A 17,232-nucleotide genomic window follows, 5' to 3' on the forward strand; every position below is an offset into this window, starting at 1 on the left:
CTCCATAAATACTTTAATTATGACTGTTTTCGTATTAATTGTTGATTTTGACGAATACAACATACACACGTAAATTTCCCTATCATCGTGCTCTTTTCAGCCTAAAAGATCATTTGCTTTTTAAATAAAGCATAGTTAATCTCGGTAAAAAATCTAAAATCCGATTTTTTACAGTCAAAAGCAACGAACTTTTTCGAAAAGAGCTTAATAAACAATATGTATAGTTTATCCTTTAGATTCTATTACAATCAATTCTAAGGACTTTTATTCATACCCAAACTAGCAAAAAGGAAGGCAGCAAGATATTCTCTCACTGCCTTCCTCTTTTATTGTATATGTGCGTGATTACTCACCAGATACGTATGGTAGTAATGCCATTTGACGAGCGCGTTTGATCGCGATCGTTAATTTACGTTGGTATTTTGCACTTGTTCCAGTTACACGACGTGGTAAAATTTTACCGCGCTCGGAAACGAACTTTTTCAGTACATCGATATCTTTGTAATCGATATGAGTGATACCGTTTGCTGTGAAGAAACAAACCTTACGGCGTTTGTTGCGTCCACCTCTGCGTCCTCCTGCCATGTTATTCACTCCTTTGCTATTAGATTTTTGGCTTTACGCCGGAATTTTTTTATCAAAACGATTCCTTCTAGAATGAGGTTCAAAAAGTCCGGTAAAAATAGCTTCGAATTTCTTCGTCAGCTTGCCTCTCCGCTCCTCACGTATACCAATATACGCTGTGGTGCTCGAGTCTTCGCTTCCTCGAAATTCTTTGCTCTTTTTATCCTCCTTTTTGAACTACATATGAATTAGAACGGAAGATCGTCGTCAGATATATCGATAGGTTGACCATCATTCTTGAATGGGTCGTCATCAACACGAGTATAACCTTGGTTGTTGTTATTGCTACGTTGTTGTTGGTTCTGATCGTACCCAAACGGAGATGAACCATAGCCTTGATCTTGATTTGGATTAGGACGATTGTTGTTATATCCTCCTGAACCGCCAGATCCACCGGATCCTTTAGGCTCCAAGAATTGAACACCTTCTGCCACTATTTCCGTTACGTATACACGTTTTCCATCTTGGCCTTCATAATTGCGCGTCTGGATTCTGCCGTCGACACCTGCCAAACTTCCTTTTTTCAGGAAATTAGCTGCGTTTTCCGCTTGTTTTCTCCAAACTACACAGTTTATAAAATCAGCTTCGCGTTCGCCTTGCTGATTCTGGAACGTACGATTTACTGCCAATGTAAAAGTAGCAACCGCCACTCCACTTGGGGTATAGCGCAATTCAGGGTCTTTCGTTAAGCGACCTACCAATACTACGCGATTTAACATCAGAACCACTCCTCCTTGAGACGACGTCCATAAAGAGGACAACTATTATTTAACTTCTTTTTTAACAACAATATGACGGATGATATCTTCGCTGATTTTAGCTAGACGATCAAACTCTTGAACTGCAGCTGGCTCAGTAGCCACGTTTACTAACATATAGTAACCGTCACGGAAATCATTGATTTCGTAAGCTAAACGGCGTTTTCCCCACTCTTTTGCTTCAGTAAGTTCTGCACCGTTGTCAGTCAAGATCGTATTGAAACGTTCTACAAGAGCTTTTTTAGCGTCTTCCTCAATGTTTGGACGGATGATATACATGATTTCGTACTTGTTCATCACAGTCACCTCCTTTTGGTCTAAACGGCCCTTAGTGGGCAAGGAGCAATCAATTATAAATAATCATTACTCACAAATTTAGATTATAGCAGAACGCATGTCTTTTTGCAAACTTTCCTTAGACGTTGAAACGGAAATGAATGACATCCCCATCTTTCACGAGATACTCTTTACCTTCCAGACGTACTTTCCCGGCTTCCTTCGCTGCAGTCATCGTACCGGCTGCCAGTAGATCCTCGTAGGATACCGTTTCAGCACGGATAAAACCTCTTTCAAAGTCCGTATGGATGACACCCGCACATTGTGGTGCTTTCATTCCAGTACGGAAAGTCCACGCGCGCACTTCCTGAACCCCGGCTGTAAAGTAGGTAGCCAGTCCAAGAAGGTTGTAAGCGGCACGGATCAGTTGATCCAAACCGGACTCTTGAATTCCCAGCTCTTCCAGGAACATCGCTTTTTCGTCTGCATCAAGCTCCACGATTTCAGATTCGATTTTTGCACAGACTGTGATCACTACTGCGTTGTCTTTCTCCGCGAATTCACGAACCTGTTTCACATAATCATTGTCTGAGGTGTCAGCAACATCCTCTTCTCCGACATTCGCAACATAAAGAACAGGCTTGCTTGTCAATAGATGCATGCCTTTCAGATACTTCACTTGCTCATCTGTCACTTCAACAGTACGTGCAGGAAGCTCATTCTCTAGTGCTTCTTTCACTTTTACAAGCACTTCATGCTCATAGACCGCTTCTTTATCTTTTTGCTTTGCAAGCTTTCCGACACGCTCCAGACGCTTATCAACTGACTCCAGATCAGCCAAGATAAGCTCCAGGTTGATGGTTTCGATGTCTGCAATCGGATCGACCCCACCAGCTACGTGTGTAATATTGTCGTCAGCAAAACAGCGCACTACGTGGCAAATTGCATCCACTTGACGAATATGAGATAGGAACTTGTTTCCAAGACCCTCCCCTTTACTAGCACCTTTCACAATCCCTGCAATATCCGTAAACTCAAAATGTGTAGGAACCGTCTTCTTCGGATTCACAAGCTCCGTCAGTTTCTGAAGGCGCTCATCCGGAACATCAACAATCCCGACGTTTGGATCTATCGTACAGAACGGGTAGTTGGCAGATTCTGCCCCCGCTTGTGTAATCGCATTAAAAAGCGTTGATTTCCCTACGTTTGGAAGACCAACGATACCAGCTGTTAAAGCCATTTTATCCACTCCTAACTTTCCGTTAACACATATTTCAATCTCCCACAATTATAGATACAACCACCAAAAAAGACAAGGCAAACCAACATTACCCAACTATAAAATAAGGCTCTTTTCGTAAAATTTGTTGCTTTTGACCGTAAAAAATCGGCTTTTGGATTTTTTACAGTGATAAGAACAAAAAATTCAAATCAGAAAAAATGCTTCCAAATCGGAAAAGAGCACGAAAGTAAAGGATGTCACGTGTGTATGTTACATACGTCAAATGCAATAATATATGCGAAAACAGCGTAAATAAAAACAGCTGCCAATGCACAGCTGTTCTCCTGCTGATTATTCTTCCTCACTCCGGACCAGGATCTTTTTGATCTTCCGTGTGAATTCCTTCCTTGGCATCATGACGGTGTGCTGACATCCTTCGCACTTGATGCGGATGTCCATTCCCATCCGGACCACCTTCCAGCGATTCACTCCACAAGGGTGTGCTTTTTTCATTTCCACTACATCGTTCATTCCGAATACCTTATCGCTCAATTTCTACACTCCCATTCTATTCATATCTCTATATAAATCACTGCTTTCCTTTTTCCATCTGTGGCTCCCTATTGTAAAGGACCAGCCTCGGGAACGGAATTTCAATACCTTGTTCATCAAGACGCAGTTTTACTTCTTTTCTGATTTTACGGGAAATGTACCAATGCTTCATGGGAAGCGTCTCACACGTTATTCGCAGGACGACTTCCGAATTTCCGAAAGTTTGGATTCCCAAGAGCTGAGGTGGTTGTACAATTTCTTCATATTTTAACGGCAATTCTCCAAGCAATTCCTCAATGACTTGCTCCGCTTTTTCTATTTCCCCTTCATACGCAATGCTCACATCGACTATCGCGATACTATTGTGGATGGAGAAATTCGTGACTTCAATGATACTTCCGTTTGGCAGAATATTCAATTCACCGGTCCAGCTTTTAATTTTCGTTGTGCGCAGCCCGATTTCCTCCACATGTCCCTCGAAAGTTCCAACACGGACGTAGTCACCGACTGAAAATTGGTCTTCAAAAATGATAAAGAAACCGGTAATGATATCACGGACCAGATTCTGTGCACCAAATCCGACAGCAAGCCCAACTATTCCTGCCCCAGCCAGAAGTGCCCGCACATCGATATGCACCACTTCGAGGATCATGATGAAGGCTACAAAATAGGTAACATAGGAAATGACATTCTCCAATAATTTCACCAGTGTATTTTCCCGTCTCACCGATACTTGCAAAGGTCCCTTGGCTCTTATTCTCACAAAGTTCTTTATGATGGCTTTTCCTATTCGGATAACCAAGCCCGCTACAAAAATGATGACAATGATTTTTAAAAATCCTGCGCCGATGCTAATCCAAAGATCTTCATTAGTCAGGGCCTCTTCCAGCTTTTTATTTAATCGAATGATCCATTCCATTACGCTTCAACCTCTATCTTGTAATTTGCTTGCTATTCCTTCATTTTACTTAAGCTTATCATAGCCAGCAATCCCTTGTTTCACTAAACTATTTCATTTCCTCTGACCATTTTTTTCGGTTGGTGATGGGATACAGCAAAATGCAGACAAGAAGATAAAGATTGACTAGGCCAAATAGCGGGTAAAGTATTGATACGAGAACAGAGAATCCAAAAGCGGTAAATGGCAACATGCAAAGAAGCAATAACAAACAGATGACCCATAGCGGGATAGAAAGGCTTCCTCTGAACCTTGTGACCAGCCCCAAGAGCCCAGAAGCGGCAGTCGTGTAGATGGCAACCCACAGAAGAAGCGTCATGACGAAAATCATATAGTAAGGATAGCTTTGAATAATCGCAAAAAGGGGAATTTCGAAAAACTCTATTTTACTTTGAACGATCAGAAGCGTCTGGTTGTAGAAAAGCGAAATGACTCCTAATATTACTCCGCTTCCGATACTTGCTATCAGGATTTCTCCTTTGGTTTTCACTTCTTTTCCAATTGCAGACAGAACCGCAACAAGAGGCAAGATGTTCAGTGCGGTAAATGTAAAAGCAGCGGGCCAGTTTGAATGGTGTTGAAAGACATAAGAACGAATGGTATCCGGACTGATTTCCGCTGTACGAAACAGCACAAAGGCCAGAATAAGAATGATGGCGGGAATGATGATGCTGTTGACAGTAATCATCCCATTGACTCCAAAGACAAAGAGGATGATTAATAGAAAGCAAATAATGAAAATGCCTGCCCAGTAAGGAATGGAGAATATCTGTAAGGCTGCCCCACCGCCAGCCAGCATGACTGCGGTTGTCGTAAAAAGATAGATCACCATCACCACGTTATAGATTTTGGAGATTTTGGGACCTACCAGTTTCTCTAAAACGGGGGAGAAATGGGCCGATTGCAGCTTTCGGCTTAGGCTGAGCACCACATGACAGGCAATCACGAAGAAAATGGTGAATAAGAGGATGGCCAGTCCGCTTTCAGCCCCGAAAAATTGCCATATTTCACGCCCTGAAGCATAACCGGCACCGATAACCGTGCCTAAAATTAAAAACATCCAACGAAATCCGCTACTCCACATACATTTTACCTCCTGCCACCAATTAACCGTAAAGTGGACGTATAGTTTCCAATAAATAGTCGTATACTGTTACTACTATTAAGAAGGAGTGGAACCTATGAATCTTAAATCTAACTTTTTTGAGAAGAAAGGAGGCAATATTCGTATTGCTCATGATGAAGTAAATGCATCCAAGGAAATTGCACTTACTTTACAATCCAACCTACCTTCTAGTTCCATTTTTCGCCCCATCGTATTTGTCTGCATCGGCACTGACCGTTCTACAGGAGATTCCCTCGGTCCGCTGATCGGCTCCAAACTGCAAGATCAGACCCTCCATCATGTACATGTATATGGCACATTGGATGAACCTATTCATGCGGTTAACCTTGTCGAAAAGCTTGCCATGATACAATCCACCCACTTCAATCCCTTCATTGTTGCCATTGATGCATGTTTGGGTAGGTTGAAAAGTGTTGGCCAACTGACAGTAGGAGATGGTCCGGTAATGCCTGGTGCCGGGGTCAAGAAAGATCTTCCGCCTGTAGGGGATATCCATATAACAGGTATTGTGAATGTCAGTGGATTCATGGAGTTCTTCGTTCTGCAGAATACAAGGCTTAGTCTTGTAATGAGAATGGCCAATGTGGTTGCATCTGCTATTAAGGATTTGGACATGGCTTTGGAGCGGAAAGACTTTTTGGCTACGGCTTCCAAGGATAATGACATACCGCCTATGCTTCATACGCAAGAATAATTTTCCATTAAATGTAAAAAGACTGACGAAATATCATCAGCCTTTTTGTTTTATAGATACAAATATTGTAATAGTACTAATCCGGCAGCCACGATAATGCCCGGTAACAGATTTGCAACGCGTATGGAGGTTACCCCGATGATGTTCAATCCAATCGCCATGATCATGACGCCTCCTGTTGCCGTTATTTCAAAAATAAGAAGCTCAAGTAGGTCCGCTGGAACAAATTGATCAATCTGTGTGGCAAATAAGGCAATCGTCCCCTGGTACAGCATGACAGGTATTGCCGAAAACATAACCCCTATCCCTAGAGTCGTGGTCAAAACAATACTTGTAAATCCATCGATGATCGATTTTGTATAAAGCACCTGATGATCGCCTCTAAGACCACTGTCAAGTGAGCCAACGACAGACATTGCACCAATGACGAATATTAAGGTGGCAGTAACAAATCCTCTAGAAACTGAACCATGCTGTCCCGTACCTACTTTTTTCTCAATCCAGATCCCTATTTTATTCAAGATTCGATCCAGGTCTATCCACTCACCAATCACTGCTCCTAGAACCAAGCTGATGATTACAATCAGAAACTCATTGCTCTTGAATCCCATTTGTGCTCCAAGTAAAAACACAGCAAGCCCGATCACCTTCATGACGGTTTCTTTTGTTTTATCCGGTATTCGTGTAAAAAGCTTTCCTAATAAAGTACCAAGGATGATACATATACCATTGACTATGGTCCCTAATAAAACCAATTTAAATCCCCATTCCTATTTATCTTTTTACCTATATAAAAACTTTACGAAAAGAACCTATCTAAAAAAGCAAACCATCTATCATACTGGATGGTTTGCTTTTATTTATTCAGATTGAGCTAACAGTTCCAACAATCTGTTTAAGTCATCATCGGAAAAGAATTCTATTTCAATCTTTCCTTTGTTCTTTGACTTTTTAATGAACACCGACGTGCCAAATCTTTCTCTAAGGAAGGATTCCTGATCCTTTAAGAAAATATCCTTTTTCTCCGGATCCTTTTTTGTTTCACGTGAAACATTTTCGTTCACCTGGTGGATAAGCTGTTCAAGCTGGCGCACATTCAAATGATCTTTGACCACTTTTTCAATGACAGCTTTCAACATTTCTTTTCTCTTTAATCCAAGAAGTGCCCTGCCATGTCCCATAGAAAGTTTGCCTTCGTTCATGAGCTCTTGCACGTAGCCCGGCAAAGAAAGCAAGCGTACATGATTGGCAATATGCGGTCTACTTTTTCCAAGACGGCTAGCCAATTGCTCCTGGGTCAAATCCAGTTTTGACATAAGAGATTGATAGGCAGCAGCTTCTTCAATAGGAGTAAGGTCCTCTCGTTGAAGATTCTCCAATAATGCCAGTTCCATCATTTGCTGCTCCGTCAATTCACGAACAACCACTGGAACCTTTGTTAATTTTGCTTCTTTAGCTGCACGGTAACGGCGTTCCCCGACAACGATTTCATAGCCCTTGATGCTCTTGCGAACAATAATCGGCTGTAGAATTCCATGCTGAAGAATAGATTCCTTCAGCTCCTGTATCGCGTCTTTTTCAAAAACTTTTCGAGGTTGATACGGGTTAGGACGAACATCCTTGATATTAATCTCTTGTACCGCTTCTTCCTTGGAAGCTTCAATGGAAGGAAATAAAGCGTTAATGCCTTTACCTAATCCTTTACCCATGAGTCACCACTTCCTTTGCTAATTCTAAGTAAACTTCCGCTCCACGAGATTTAGGATCATAAATGATAATTGGTTCTCCATGACTTGGCGCTTCACTTAAACGGACATTACGCGGAATGATGGTACGATACACCTTATCTTGAAAATACTTCTTCACTTCTTCTATCACTTGGATTCCCAAATTAGTCCTTGCATCGAGCATGGTTAATAGGACGCCATCTATCATTAATTCTGTATTCAAATGTTTTTGTACGAGTCGTACCGTATTTAATAACTGACTTAAGCCTTCCAATGCATAATATTCGCATTGAACAGGTATGACAACAGCGTCGGAAGCCGTTAAGGCATTAATCGTCAACAGGCCAAGAGATGGGGGACAATCTATGATTATGTAATCATATAAGTGTTTGACATCATCTAAGGCTCTTTTTAATCTAACTTCCCTTGAAATAGTCGGTACAAGCTCTATTTCAGCACCTGCCAATTGAATGGTAGCAGGAATGATGGAAAGATTTTCTACTTTAGTAGAGAGGATAGCTCGTCTTGCTTCTACATCTTCCACTAAAATATCATATATGCATTGATCAACTTCTGCTTTAGCAACGCCTACTCCACTGGTTGCGTTCCCTTGTGGATCCACGTCTACAAGCAGCACTTTTTTACCAATATAGGCCAAACACGCACCTAGATTAACCGAGGTAGTCGTCTTGCCAACTCCACCTTTTTGGTTAGCAATAGCAATAATTCTGCCCATGCTGTCACCTGCCTTCAGAAAAGAACATACTTTTTATTCGTTTCTCACTTATTTTATCATGAATTTACAGAAAGTTAACTTGTTTTTGATAATAAATAGAAAGAGATGATGGTTGATTGTTTGGAATGGGGAGGATCGTGTGGTTAGTAACTGTGAGTGATGATAGTGTATTTGGTTGGCTCATTTAAACACCGCTGTTGATTTCCGCACTAGGCGCAGCGACCCAAGGGGCGGCGCTGGTGCCTCCTCTGGCTTCGCCCTGCGGGGTCTCCAGCCTACCGCTATCTCCCGCAGGAGTCTTCGCCTATTGCTCCAATCAACAGCTGTAGACATAAAATCAACACTTTGGATTAACAGAGCAAAAAAAATAAGGACATGGCAGCTCTTGATATCTATTAATCTTGTAAGTACAGGATTTGATAGATACTTTGTTTTGCTTTTTTGAGAAGCCATGCCCTCTATGGGAGGTTGTTATCTTGTATTCTATTATTTCTTTTTTGGTATACGGATGGTGAATTGGTAGTATTCTTCTGTTTCTTCTTCTTGGGAGTCGAGTTTGATTCCGCTGTCATTGACCATTGTCAGGGATTGACGGATGGTGTTCATGGCAATCCGCATGTCTTTTGAGAATGCTTTGCGCTTTGGCTTTGGCCTGGCAACGGATTGTTCGAGCATTCGGACGACACGTTCCTCTGTCTGCTTCACGTTCAGCTGTTTTTCCAGAATCTCTTCCAAAAGTGCTACTTGCTTTTCTTGTAGCTTCAGTGGAATGAGTGCACGAGCATGACGCTCCGTGATTTTCTTCTGAAGAAGGGCATCTTGGATCTCAGCAGGCAACTTTAATAAACGGAGCTTGTTTGCAACCGTGGATTGGCCTTTTCCAAGTCTTTGTGCCAATGCTTCCTGCGTCAGATTATGCAGTTCCAAAAGCTTCGAGTAGGCGATTGCTTCCTCGATAGCGGATAATTCTTCACGCTGCAGGTTTTCAATAAGAGCTACAGAAGCAGTTTCTGCGTCATTGAAATCCTTTACGATGGCTGGAATTGTATCCCATCCAAGCTTTTGAACCGCACGCCAGCGACGTTCACCTGCAATGATTTCATATTTGTTTTCTTCAAACTGACGAACCACGATTGGCTGAATAATGCCATGAGTGCGGATTGTCAGGGATAATTCTTCTATTCTTTCATTGACAAAAACCGTACGGGGCTGATATCGGTTTGGAACAATATCTAGTACCGGTAATTGTTTAATTTCTTCATGATTCGTCTTTTCTACTATTTCCTGTTCTTCTTTTTCGCCAATACCAAAAAATCGAGAGAACGGAGATTTCATAGTTCCACCACCTTATGGATAGAATCCCTTACAATAAATTCGCTGTTTAGAACAGTAATTCCTTCTCGGTACGTTAAAATGTTTCACATGAAACATTCAACCAGGGCCTTCATCTAAATTATTATTCAAGCGGTAATTTATTTGGTGTACCTGGTTTACGTGGGTACTTCTTCGGTGTAGGTTTTACTTTGTTGATGATGAGAATATTTCTTTCGCTTTCTTCCAATGGAAGTTGAAAAGAGTAGATTTCTTCTAATTTCCCGCCTAGTATCTGCATGGCCTTTTTCCCTTTTTCCACTTCTTCTTTAGCAGCAGCGGCTTTCATTGGTATAAACCGGCCACCCTCTTTGACAAGAGGAAGACATAGCTCACTAAGGACAGACAGTCTCGCAACCGCTCTAGCTGTCACAATATCAAACTTTTCCCTGTAATCTGCGTTTTGACCAAAAGTCTCAGCACGATCATGCACAAAATTCACTTCTTCTAGTTCCAAAGCTTTTGCCAGTTGCTGAAGAAAAGTGATTCTTTTGTTCAAGGAATCGACAATTGTAACCTTGAGGTCAGGAAAGCAAATTTTAAGTGGAATACTCGGGAAACCCGCTCCTGCCCCAACATCGCAAAGATTTTGACCTTTTGACAGATCCACATAGAAGGATGCGGTAATCGAATCGTAAAAATGTTTGAGGTATACCTCTTCCTCTTCTGTAATGGCAGTGAGGTTCATTTTCTCGTTCCACTCTACCAGCATTCTGTAATATGTATCAAATTGAGAAAGCTGGAAAGGAGTAAGGGAGATCCCTTTCTCCTCCAACATACTAATAAATTGATCTTTGTTCATTTGCTTGTATCCTTTCTTGAACCTTTTCATAGGCTGTTTTTCTAAGAATGAGGCTTTCATTACAGTTATGAAAAAAGCCTACTCGTTAGATACTTTAGCTATACGTCCTTGTTCGAGATATACGAGTAAAATGGAAACATCGGCAGGGTTGACACCTGAAATTCTGGAAGCTTGAGCAACGGAAAGAGGACAAACTTCCTTCAGTTTTTGACGTGCTTCATTTGCCAGGCCATGAATGGCATCATAATCGATATTTTCCGGAATTTTTTTATTTTCCATTTTTTTCAAACGATCTACTTGCTGTAAGGACTTTTGGATATATCCTTCGTACTTCACTTGTATTTCTACCTGTTCTGCTACATCCGGCCCCAATTCTGTTTCAGGCGGAACCAAAAGGTGAACATGCTCATAGGTCATTTCCGGACGTTTCAATAAATCTGATGCCCTGATGCCATCTTTCAGCTCAGTGCCGCCAGCATTCTTTATCGTTTCTTGTACAAATGCAGTCGGCTTGATGATGATGGACTGTAAACGTTCTTTTTCTGCTTCGATTTGTTGCTTTTTTAACTGGAATTTTTCATAACGTTCTGGTGAAATCAGGCCAATCTCATGACCTTTCTCCGTTAATCGAAGATCTGCATTATCATGACGCAAAAGTAGGCGATATTCTGCACGGGATGTCAATAAACGATAAGGCTCATTGGTGCCTTTCGTTACAAGATCATCTATGAGGACACCGATATAGGCATCGGAACGGCCCAGGATGAGATCTTCCCTTCCTAGGGAGCGCAGTCCTGCGTTTATGCCTGCCATTATTCCTTGGCCTGCCGCTTCTTCATACCCTGAAGTACCATTGATCTGGCCGGCCGTATAAAGGTTCTGCACCTTTTTGGTTTCAAGTGTCGGCCATAGCTGAGTCGGTACGATTGCATCATATTCAATGGCATATCCCGCTCTCATCATCTGGACATTCTCTAGACCAGGGATGGTGGAAAGGATTCTTCGCTGCACTTCTTCCGGCAAGCTTGTGGAAAGACCTTGCACATAAACTTCCTGCGTGTTTCTTCCTTCCGGCTCCAAGAAGATTTGATGTCGGGGCTTGTCGTTAAAGCGGACAATTTTATCTTCAATGGAAGGACAGTATCTCGGCCCAGTCCCTTTGATCATGCCTGAATACATCGGGGAACGGTGCAGATTTTCATCAATCAATGCATGCGTTTCCGGACTTGTATAAGTCAGCCAGCAAGGAAGCTGATCGGTGATATATTCGGTCGTTTCATATGAAAACGCGCGCGGAACATCATCACCAGGCTGAATCTCAGTTTTGCTGTAGTCAATGGTGGAACTATTTACACGTGGTGGCGTACCCGTTTTGAATCGAGCAAGTTCAAATCCAAGCTCTTCCAAATGTTCGGAAAGCTTAATGGAAGGCTGCTGGTTGTTCGGTCCGCTCTGATATTGCAGGTCACCCATTATTATTTTTCCGCGCAAGAAAGTTCCAGTTGTGATAACAACCGTCTTAGACTCGTAAATGGCACCAGTCTGGGTAAGGACACCTTTGCACACGCCATCCTCTACGATCAATCTTTCGACCATCCCTTGCAATAAGGTAATGTTCGGTTCATTTTCGATCGTCTTTTTCATTTCATGCTGGTACAGGAACTTATCAGCCTGGGCACGCAAAGCACGTACCGCCGGGCCCTTCCCTGTATTCAACATTCGCATCTGAATATGGGTTTTATCAATATTCTTACCCATCTCTCCGCCTAGCGCATCTATTTCGCGGACAACAATTCCTTTTGCTGGTCCCCCAACAGAAGGATTACATGGCATAAATGCCACCATATCAAGATTGATGGTGATCATGAGCGTTTTCGCTCCCAATCTTGCCGAGGCGAGGCCTGCTTCGACCCCTGCGTGCCCCGCTCCAATTACTATGACATCATAGGAACCTGCATGATATTCCATGTTTGTTCCCTCCTCTTCTATTTACCTAAACAAAATTGTGAAAATAACTGATCAATCAAGCTCTCATGGACTGCATCGCCGATAATTTCACCGAGCAGCTCCCATGTTCGCGTCAAATCTATTTGAACGATATCAATGGGTACCCCGCTCTGTACCCCTGAAATCGCGTCCTCCAATGCCTGCTGTGCCTGTGAGAGTAAGCCGATATGCCTGGAATTTGACACATACGTCATATCCCCAGCTTCAAGATTTCCTTGGAAAAACATCGAGGAAATCGCTTCCTCCAGCTCGTCCACCCCTTCATCCTCTTTTAAAGAGGTCGTGATGACAGGATGGTTCTTCGCCAAGGCTTGTACTTTTTCCAAATCTATCTTTTCATCGAGATCCGTTTTATTCACGATGACAATCACGTCCATGCCCTTCACCGCTTCGAACAGCTGCTCATCCTCGTGAGACAGAATTTCATTGTAGTTCAGTACAAGAAGGATCAGATCGGCTTTTTTCAACACTTCACGGGAACGCTCGACACCGATCCGCTCGACAATGTCCTCGGTCTCTCTGATCCCTGCCGTATCAACCAGGCGCAATGGGACCCCGCGCACATTCACGTACTCTTCGATTACATCCCTCGTGGTACCCGGTATATCGGTCACAATCGCCTTGTTTTCATGAACGAGGCTATTCAATAAGGAAGATTTCCCTACATTCGGTCTTCCTACAATAACCGTCGATAGGCCTTCTCTTAATATTTTACCCTGCTGGGAGGTTTGTAACAGTTTTTCCAATTCAGCTTTCACATAATTGGATTTCTCAAGTAATAGCTGATGTGTCATTTCTTCCACGTCGTCATATTCCGGATAATCGATGTTCACTTCCACGTGAGCCAATGTTTCCAAAATTTCCTGGCGCAGCTTCTGAATCAGCTTGGATAATCGACCTTCCATTTGTCCCAATGCCACATTCATCGCACGGTCAGTCTTTGCCCGGATCAGGTCCATAACCGCCTCCGCTTGTGAAAGATCGATTCGCCCATTTAGAAATGCACGTTTCGTAAATTCACCTGGCTCCGCCAATCTTGCGCCTCTGCCCATTACAAGCTGAAGGAGCTTGTTTACTGAAACCAAACCGCCATGACAGTTGATTTCGATTACATCTTCTCTTGTAAAAGTTTTCGGCCCTCTCATTACAGAGACCATCACTTCTTCTATCGTCTGTTTTGTCTTAGGATCCACGATATGTCCGTAGTGAATGGTATGAGACGGTACGTCCTGCATCTTCTTCCCGGAGGGGCTGACAAAGATTTCATCGATGATTCGGAATGCTTCCTCCCCACTCAAACGGACGATCGCGATGGCACCCTCCCCCATTGGAGTTGATATTGCTGCAATTGTATCTAGCTCATACAAATCATTCACCTCATTTCTTTTATACTAGTTTCTATTATTAACATGTTCGATCACACCACTGGTCTACCGGCCAACATTCAATCTTCTTGAATAACTAATTAAGGTTAGCATAATTCATGTCACTTTTAAAGTATTCCTCTTCGACAGTTATCCACAAAAATTTCCCGAGCGTTCTTTATTCTATCATCAATTCTAACTTATCCACATGTGAATAACAACAAACAAAACTCGACGTTCTTTCTATCATCATTTCCTAACAACAGGATTTGAAACAAAGGACGTTTCAATATTTCTGATAGACATATTCTCACCATTTGTTATTAACATTCCTTTTAAACACCGCTGTTGATTTCCGCACTAGGCTGCGCTTTCCGCGGGGCGCTAGTGGAGCCTCCTCGGCGTTGCCTGCGGGGTCTCCACTAAATGCTTCTTCCCGCAGGAGTCTACGCCTATTGCTCCAATCAACAGCTAGTGACCTTAAAAAACAAATCTATTCATTATACAGCCATAAAAATAGCCGTCCTCCATATTGGAAGACGGCTAGATTTTATCTTGTTACTTTTTTCTTATTTGGTGTAATGACAAGCGATCTATTCGGCTCTTTTCCTACAGAGTAGGTTTCCACTTCAGGATAACGAGAAATAATCGAGTGCATCACTTTACGTTCAAAGGACGGCATTGGTTCGAGATGAACTTCCTGCTTCGTTTTCATCGCTTTTTGCGCCAATCTCTCTGCCAGCTGTTCAAGCGTTTCACGGCGCTTTTCACGATAACCTTCAGCATCTATCTCAACAGAGAGGTACTGGTTCGAGTAGCGATTTGCAACAATTTGTGTCAAATATTGAAGAGAATTGAGGGTTTGTCCCCTTTTGCCAATGATCAAAGCTGTTTTTTCCCCACTAATGGAGATAAAAATGTTCCTGCCATCGACCTTGGTCTCCAATTCTGCGACAATGTTCATTTCTGTCAGAACTTTTTTCAAGAAATTCGTTGATTCTTCAATCGGATCATGTTTCAACTTAACGGTTACAATACTTGGCTTGGTACCAAACAGTCCGAATAATCCTTTTTTGCCTTCTTCAACGATTGTTATGTCTGCACGGTCTCTAGTTGTGTTTAGTTGAGTTAAAGCAGATTGGACAGCTTCCTCGACAGATGGACCAGTTGCAGTTATTTCTCTCACTTTTTCGTTCCTCCTGCAGTTCCAGTAGCTGTTGCCTTTCTCAGCTCCGGTCCTTTAATAAAGTAAGTTTGGACAATCATAAATAAGTTACCGACTACCCAGTATAAGGATAGTGCAGCTGGGAAGTTAAATGCGAACACGACGATCATCACTGGCATGATATAAAGCATCATCGTCATTTGTGGGTTGTTTTCCATCCCTGCCATCATGATTTTTTGCTGGATGAAAGTTGTGATACCAGCTACGACTGGCAAAATAAAAAATGGATCTGCTTCACCAAGGTCAAACCATAGGAAGTTATGTTCCGCAATTTCACGAGTACGTGTAATTGCATGGAAGAAACCGATCAGGATTGGCATTTGCACCAATAACGGGAAACATCCTGCAAGTGGATTTACCCCATGCTTTTGGAAAAGTCCCATCGTTTCCTGCTGCAGCTTTTGTTGGGTCTTTTGATCTTTTGAGCTATATTTTTCACGAAGTGCCTTCATTTCAGGCTGCAGTGCTTGCATTGCCTTCGTGTTTTTCGTTTGTTTGATCATTAATGGTAGAATCGCAAATCGAATTAACAATGTTACAATAATAATGGATAGTCCATAATCATTTCCAAGTAATGTTGCAAAGTACGTGATTAACCAAGATAGCGGGTACACTATGTACTCATTCCAAAAGCCTTCACTTTCTTTAGTGATCGGCTGGTTGATTTCCGTACAGCCTGTTAGTAAGACTACAAGTCCAACAAGGCCCATTAGTAGCCATATTCGTTTTTTCAACCTCTTTTTCCTCCTTTTTACGCAAAAAAAATAATTCCTATTACATCCTACCACTTTTAATCGAATAATTGAATAAAGGACAGGACACTGACAAAATTTCTACATGTTTCCTTACGAATTGCTGTATTACCTTTTTTTATTGGAAAGCATCGGAAGCTTTCGGATGATATGCTGCAGACTCTTCTGCACTTCCTCATAGCTCATTTCCGCCGTAGGCTTTCTGGCAATTACAACAATGTCTACATACCCAGGAAGCTGCTCTTTCATTTCCAGAAATGCCTGGCGAACCAATCGCTTAATTCGATTTCTCGTAACAGCGTTTCCAATCTTCTTACTCACTGACAGGCCGATTCGAAATTCGGGCTGCTCTTTTTTTTCAAGTGTGTAGATTACAAATTGTCGATTTGCCATGGACTTTCCACCCTGGAACACATGTTGAAACTCTTTATTCTTTTTGATTCTTTGTTCTTTCTTCACATGTGGTCCCCCTGTCGCAGCAAATTCTAATTTGTTTATTTTACGTCTTCTTCCACATTCTTTCTAAAAAAATGTGAAATCATAACAATTTTCTTTCTTAAAATAGTAAAAAAGACCACTGACAGTCAGTGGCCTTATGCGGATAATACTTTTCTTCCCTTACGACGACGGCGCGCAAGCACTTTACGTCCGTTAGCAGAACTCATACGCTCACGGAAACCGTGTACTTTACTACGTTTACGCTTATTTGGTTGAAACGTTCTTTTCATTACTATGACACCTCCCTGAGGATTACCTTTTAGATTATCGAAAAACATGCTTCACATGTATGATCATCATACCACAATAGCCGTTTTTCACTCTCTCGTGGAAAGTCTTGCTTTCCTATAATATAAATTTTAACAGACAGTCTTATCAATTATAGAGAAAATACCATCGGAATGTCAACTTCCCAATAGTTAGTATAAATTCCTTCGCGATTTAAAGCAACCTTTTCTTTTAAATAGTAAAAAGTAACCAAAAATACGATGTTGTTTAATTTACATACTCATTATACACCCCTGGTGATATTTCCGCTCC

General features: G+C 42.0%; 19 protein-coding genes. 1 reads left to right on the plus strand and 18 read right to left on the minus strand.

Annotated features, from left to right (window positions below; genetic code table 11):
* Positions 1–345: 345 nt before the first annotated feature.
* From rpsR to ACQCT5_RS19225, 7 genes are all read right to left on the minus strand, one after another.
* Positions 346–585 carry a 30S ribosomal protein S18 gene (gene rpsR, locus ACQCT5_RS19195; RefSeq protein ID WP_204413332.1) on the minus strand — a complete coding sequence of 80 codons (240 nt, stop codon included), beginning with the start codon at positions 583–585 and terminating at the stop codon, positions 346–348.
* Positions 586–812: 227 nt separating this feature from the next.
* Positions 813–1,343 carry a single-stranded DNA-binding protein gene (gene ssb, locus ACQCT5_RS19200; protein WP_204413334.1) on the minus strand — a complete coding sequence of 177 codons (531 nt, stop codon included), beginning with the start codon at positions 1,341–1,343 and terminating at the stop codon, positions 813–815.
* A gap of 45 nt (positions 1,344–1,388) precedes the next feature.
* A complete protein-coding gene (gene rpsF / locus ACQCT5_RS19205) occupies positions 1,389–1,679 on the minus strand; it encodes a 30S ribosomal protein S6 (protein WP_386644776.1) in 291 nt (96 codons plus the stop codon).
* A gap of 118 nt (positions 1,680–1,797) precedes the next feature.
* Positions 1,798–2,898 (minus strand): redox-regulated ATPase YchF, encoded by a 1,101-nt coding sequence (gene ychF, locus ACQCT5_RS19210; RefSeq protein ID WP_499644243.1) that lies wholly within the window; start codon positions 2,896–2,898, stop codon positions 1,798–1,800.
* Between the two features lie 333 nt (positions 2,899–3,231).
* Positions 3,232–3,432 (minus strand): DUF951 domain-containing protein, encoded by a 201-nt coding sequence (locus ACQCT5_RS19215; protein WP_417898442.1) that lies wholly within the window; start codon positions 3,430–3,432, stop codon positions 3,232–3,234.
* 37 nt (positions 3,433–3,469) lie between these two features.
* Positions 3,470–4,351 carry a mechanosensitive ion channel family protein gene (locus ACQCT5_RS19220; RefSeq protein ID WP_499644246.1) on the minus strand — a complete coding sequence of 294 codons (882 nt, stop codon included), beginning with the start codon at positions 4,349–4,351 and terminating at the stop codon, positions 3,470–3,472.
* A gap of 88 nt (positions 4,352–4,439) precedes the next feature.
* Complete coding sequence (locus ACQCT5_RS19225; protein WP_499644248.1) at positions 4,440–5,474, minus strand: YkvI family membrane protein; 1,035 nt, start codon at positions 5,472–5,474, stop codon at positions 4,440–4,442.
* A gap of 97 nt (positions 5,475–5,571) precedes the next feature.
* Here ACQCT5_RS19225 and yyaC point away from each other — a divergent pair, with 97 nt between their 5' ends.
* Entirely contained in the window at positions 5,572–6,210 is a 639-nt protein-coding gene (gene yyaC / locus ACQCT5_RS19230; RefSeq protein ID WP_499644250.1) for a spore protease YyaC, read from the plus strand.
* A gap of 50 nt (positions 6,211–6,260) precedes the next feature.
* On the opposite strand, the gene ACQCT5_RS19235 is transcribed toward yyaC, so the two are convergent.
* The 11 genes from ACQCT5_RS19235 to rpmH all read right to left on the minus strand — a co-directional run bounded on the left by ACQCT5_RS19235 (position 6,261) and on the right by rpmH (position 16,922).
* The gene (locus tag ACQCT5_RS19235; RefSeq protein ID WP_499644252.1) at positions 6,261–6,965 is read right to left on the minus strand and encodes a DUF554 domain-containing protein; all 705 of its coding nucleotides are present in this window, start codon (positions 6,963–6,965) and stop codon (positions 6,261–6,263) included.
* A gap of 105 nt (positions 6,966–7,070) precedes the next feature.
* A complete protein-coding gene (locus tag ACQCT5_RS19240; protein ID WP_386644796.1) occupies positions 7,071–7,919 on the minus strand; it encodes a ParB/RepB/Spo0J family partition protein in 849 nt (282 codons plus the stop codon).
* Positions 7,912–8,673, minus strand: a complete 762-nt coding sequence (locus tag ACQCT5_RS19245) for a ParA family protein (RefSeq protein WP_204413346.1) — start codon at positions 8,671–8,673, stop codon at positions 7,912–7,914. Before ACQCT5_RS19245 ends, ACQCT5_RS19240 begins: the two co-directional genes overlap by 8 nt.
* A gap of 486 nt (positions 8,674–9,159) precedes the next feature.
* On the minus strand, positions 9,160–10,008 hold the full coding sequence (gene noc / locus ACQCT5_RS19250) for a nucleoid occlusion protein (RefSeq protein WP_499644255.1): 849 nt from the start codon (positions 10,006–10,008) through the stop codon (positions 9,160–9,162).
* Between the two features lie 121 nt (positions 10,009–10,129).
* A complete protein-coding gene (gene rsmG, locus ACQCT5_RS19255; protein WP_499644257.1) occupies positions 10,130–10,846 on the minus strand; it encodes a 16S rRNA (guanine(527)-N(7))-methyltransferase RsmG in 717 nt (238 codons plus the stop codon).
* A gap of 78 nt (positions 10,847–10,924) precedes the next feature.
* Entirely contained in the window at positions 10,925–12,814 is a 1,890-nt protein-coding gene (gene mnmG, locus ACQCT5_RS19260; protein WP_499644259.1) for a tRNA uridine-5-carboxymethylaminomethyl(34) synthesis enzyme MnmG, read from the minus strand.
* A gap of 17 nt (positions 12,815–12,831) precedes the next feature.
* The gene (gene mnmE / locus ACQCT5_RS19265) at positions 12,832–14,220 is read right to left on the minus strand and encodes a tRNA uridine-5-carboxymethylaminomethyl(34) synthesis GTPase MnmE (protein ID WP_499644261.1); all 1,389 of its coding nucleotides are present in this window, start codon (positions 14,218–14,220) and stop codon (positions 12,832–12,834) included.
* Positions 14,221–14,767: 547 nt separating this feature from the next.
* Positions 14,768–15,403 carry an RNA-binding cell elongation regulator Jag/EloR gene (gene jag / locus ACQCT5_RS19270; protein WP_499644263.1) on the minus strand — a complete coding sequence of 212 codons (636 nt, stop codon included), beginning with the start codon at positions 15,401–15,403 and terminating at the stop codon, positions 14,768–14,770.
* Positions 15,400–16,176: a YidC family membrane integrase SpoIIIJ gene (gene spoIIIJ / locus ACQCT5_RS19275; protein ID WP_499644265.1), complete on the minus strand. Its 777-nt coding sequence runs from the start codon at positions 16,174–16,176 to the stop codon at positions 15,400–15,402. Before spoIIIJ ends, jag begins: the two co-directional genes overlap by 4 nt.
* A 126-nt stretch (positions 16,177–16,302) precedes the next feature.
* The gene (gene rnpA / locus ACQCT5_RS19280; protein ID WP_499644267.1) at positions 16,303–16,653 is read right to left on the minus strand and encodes a ribonuclease P protein component; all 351 of its coding nucleotides are present in this window, start codon (positions 16,651–16,653) and stop codon (positions 16,303–16,305) included.
* Positions 16,654–16,787: 134 nt separating this feature from the next.
* Positions 16,788–16,922 (minus strand): 50S ribosomal protein L34, encoded by a 135-nt coding sequence (rpmH, locus tag ACQCT5_RS19285; protein WP_078378436.1) that lies wholly within the window; start codon positions 16,920–16,922, stop codon positions 16,788–16,790.
* Positions 16,923–17,232: the final 310 nt, after the last annotated feature.

Source organism: Sutcliffiella halmapala, from assembly GCF_050107295.1.
In the GTDB taxonomy this organism is placed as follows: domain Bacteria; phylum Bacillota; class Bacilli; order Bacillales; family Bacillaceae_I; genus Sutcliffiella_A; species Sutcliffiella_A halmapala_A.

What these genes read in the sequence shown, in the direction of transcription:
- rpsR (WP_204413332.1), bottom strand. Translation starts at nt 585, where the DNA reads ATGGCAGGAGGACGCAGAGGTGGACGCAACAAACGCCGTAAGGTTTGT.
- ssb (WP_204413334.1), bottom strand. Translation starts at nt 1,343, where the DNA reads ATGTTAAATCGCGTAGTATTGGTAGGTCGCTTAACGAAAGACCCTGAA.
- rpsF (WP_386644776.1), bottom strand. Translation starts at nt 1,679, where the DNA reads ATGAACAAGTACGAAATCATGTATATCATCCGTCCAAACATTGAGGAA.
- ychF (WP_499644243.1), bottom strand. Translation starts at nt 2,898, where the DNA reads ATGGCTTTAACAGCTGGTATCGTTGGTCTTCCAAACGTAGGGAAATCA.
- ACQCT5_RS19220 (WP_499644246.1), bottom strand. Translation starts at nt 4,351, where the DNA reads ATGGAATGGATCATTCGATTAAATAAAAAGCTGGAAGAGGCCCTGACT.
- ACQCT5_RS19225 (WP_499644248.1), bottom strand. Translation starts at nt 5,474, where the DNA reads ATGTGGAGTAGCGGATTTCGTTGGATGTTTTTAATTTTAGGCACGGTT.
- yyaC (WP_499644250.1), top strand. Translation starts at nt 5,572, where the DNA reads ATGAATCTTAAATCTAACTTTTTTGAGAAGAAAGGAGGCAATATTCGT.
- ACQCT5_RS19240 (WP_386644796.1), bottom strand. Translation starts at nt 7,919, where the DNA reads ATGGGTAAAGGATTAGGTAAAGGCATTAACGCTTTATTTCCTTCCATT.
- ACQCT5_RS19245 (WP_204413346.1), bottom strand. Translation starts at nt 8,673, where the DNA reads ATGGGCAGAATTATTGCTATTGCTAACCAAAAAGGTGGAGTTGGCAAG.
- noc (WP_499644255.1), bottom strand. Translation starts at nt 10,008, where the DNA reads ATGAAATCTCCGTTCTCTCGATTTTTTGGTATTGGCGAAAAAGAAGAA.
- rsmG (WP_499644257.1), bottom strand. Translation starts at nt 10,846, where the DNA reads ATGAACAAAGATCAATTTATTAGTATGTTGGAGGAGAAAGGGATCTCC.
- mnmG (WP_499644259.1), bottom strand. Translation starts at nt 12,814, where the DNA reads ATGGAATATCATGCAGGTTCCTATGATGTCATAGTAATTGGAGCGGGG.
- rpmH (WP_078378436.1), bottom strand. Translation starts at nt 16,922, where the DNA reads ATGAAAAGAACGTTTCAACCAAATAAGCGTAAACGTAGTAAAGTACAC.